At 68.4% G+C, this 2,237-nt stretch carries 3 protein-coding genes and 1 pseudogene; all 4 read right to left on the bottom strand.

Features of this window, described 5'->3' with window-relative positions; all coding sequences use genetic code 11:
* Window positions 1-307, bottom strand: a pseudogene (locus WA805_RS24460) (hypothetical protein); the annotation flags it as partial.
* The gene (gene ybeY, locus WA805_RS24465) at window positions 307-807 is read right to left on the bottom strand and encodes an rRNA maturation RNase YbeY (RefSeq protein ID WP_422282477.1); all 501 of its coding nucleotides are present in this window, start codon (window positions 805-807) and stop codon (window positions 307-309) included. The pseudogene WA805_RS24460 and the gene ybeY, both read right to left, overlap by 1 nt.
* A gap of 36 nt (window positions 808-843) precedes the next feature.
* A complete protein-coding gene (locus WA805_RS24470; protein ID WP_422282487.1) occupies window positions 844-1,815 on the bottom strand; it encodes a PhoH family protein in 972 nt (323 codons plus the stop codon).
* Between the two features lie 76 nt (window positions 1,816-1,891).
* Window positions 1,892-2,236 carry a histidine triad nucleotide-binding protein gene (locus WA805_RS24475; protein WP_422282475.1) on the bottom strand — a complete coding sequence of 115 codons (345 nt, stop codon included), beginning with the start codon at window positions 2,234-2,236 and terminating at the stop codon, window positions 1,892-1,894.
* Window position 2,237: the final 1 nt, after the last annotated feature.

Genomic DNA, 2,237 nt, shown 5'->3' on the forward strand with positions numbered 1-2,237 from the left:
TCTTCTCGGCGCGCTGCTTGCTCAGGGGCCGCGGCCCGACGCCGATCACGACGTACGTGGCGACGAGCAGCGCGCCCGCCGCGGGCAGGAACACCTGCCAGCCGCCGCCGAGCCAGTGCGCGAACGCCAGCGTCACCAGGACCGCGGCGGACACCTCGGCGCCGACCCGGATCAGGGTCAGCAGGCCGCCGTAGGTTTCGAGTCCGTCAGGGTCGGCCCTGATCATCGCGTCGTGCGCGGCCGCGCACCAGCCCGCGACGAGTATCAGCGCGGTCGCCGCTATCAGGAGCCACCCTGCAGGCGGCATCAGCCAGGACCTTCCTGACCTTCCGCCGCCGCCGCGCGCCAGGCGCGCAGCAGCTCACCCTGCAATCCGAACATCTGGGCCTCTTCGTCAGGATCGGCGTGGTCGTAGCCGAGCAAGTGCAAGATGCCGTGCACGCAGAGCAGCTCGAGTTCTTCCTGTGTCGAGTGGCCCGCCTGTTTCGCCTGGACGGCGGCGACCTGCGGGCAGAGCACCACGTCGCCGAGCAGGCCCGGTTCGAGACCTGTGTCGTCGCCGGCGGTCCGCGCGCCGCCCATCCCCGGCGGCCGCAGCTCGTCCATCGGGAACGACAGCACGTCCGTCGGGCCCGGCTCGTCCATCCACTTCACGTGCAAGTCGGTCATGGGGCCCTCGTCGACGAGCAGCACGGACAGCTCGGCCAGGCGATGGATCCGCAGCTGGTCAAGCGCGGAACGCGCCACCGAGGCGAGCGCCACCTCGTCGACCGTCACCCCCGACTCGTTGACGATTTCGATGGTCACCTGACGTCCCCGTTTCCGTGCTTCCCTGCGGCGGATCTACCGGCTGCCGCGGTGGCGCGGCGGTCTGCTGGCCGCCTGGCCTTTGCCGCGCGCCTCGGCCTTGGAGTCGTACTGTTCGTAGGCGTCCACGATCTTCCCCACCAGCTTGTGCCGAACCACGTCCTGGCTGGTCAACTTGGCGAAGTGAATGTCGGGGATGCCGTCGAGGATGTCCTGGACCACGCGCAGCCCGCTCACCTGCCCGGTCGGCAGGTCGACCTGCGTGACGTCGCCGGTCACCACGATCTTGGAACCGAAGCCGAGGCGGGTGAGGAACATCTTCATCTGCTCGGGCGTAGTGTTCTGCGCCTCGTCCAGGATGATGAACGAGTCGTTGAGGCTCCTGCCGCGCATGAAGGCCAGCGGGGCGATCTCGATCGTGCCCGCCGCGATCAGCTTCGGGATCGACTCGGGGTCCACCATGTCGTGCAGCGCGTCGTACAGCGGGCGCAGGTACGGGTCGATCTTCTCGTAGAGCGTGCCTGGCAGGAAGCCGAGCCGCTCTCCCGCCTCGACCGCGGGCCTGGTCAGGATGATCCTGTTGACCTCCTTGGCCTGCAGCGCCTTCACCGCCTTGGCCATCGCGAGGTAGGTCTTGCCGGTGCCGGCCGGGCCGATCGAGAACACGATCGTGTGCTTGTCGATCGCGTCCGCGTAGTTCTTCTGGTTCAGCGTCTTCGGCCGGATCGTGCGGCCCCGCGAGGAAAGGATGCCCTGCGTCAGCACGTCAGCCGGGCGCACCGTGTGCTCGGCCCTGAGCATGGCGGCGATGCGCTCTACCGCGTCCGGCGAGAGGTCGGCGCCCCTGCGCTGCGACTCGAGCAGCTCGTCGAACAGCTTGGCCACGAGCGCCGTTTCCGACGGCGGTCCCGATACGGTGATCTCGTTGCCGCGCACGTGAATATCGGCGGCAAACTCCCGCTCGATGACGTGCAGCAACTCGTCGCCGGTGCCGAGCAAGGCGACCATTGAATGGTCATCGGGAATGACGATCCGTATCTGGGAGCCTGGCAGGTCGCTGCGGGTATCGGTCAATTCGCTTCTCTCAGCCCGGCGGCCATGTCATGGGCCTGCCGCCGAGCACATGGGCGTGCACATGCCCGACCGTCTGTCCGGCTCCGGGGCCGGTGTTGAACACGATCCGGTACCCGCTGTCGGCGATGCCCTCGGCGACGGCGACCTGGTGCGCCTCGGTGATGAGCTCGTCGAGCAGGCCGTCACCGGCGCTGGCCAGGGCGGCGACGTTCGGGTAATGGTCGCGCGGGATCACCAGGACGTGCGTGGACGCCTGCGGGTTGACGTCCCGGAAGGCGATGACGCGCTTACCGTCAAGCACCACCGTGGCCGGGATCTCCCCGGCCGCGATACCGCAGAACAAGCACTCTGGCACA

It is taken from the genome of Trebonia sp. (assembly GCF_049794275.1).
Taxonomy (GTDB): Bacteria; Actinomycetota; Actinomycetes; order Streptosporangiales; family Streptosporangiaceae; genus Trebonia.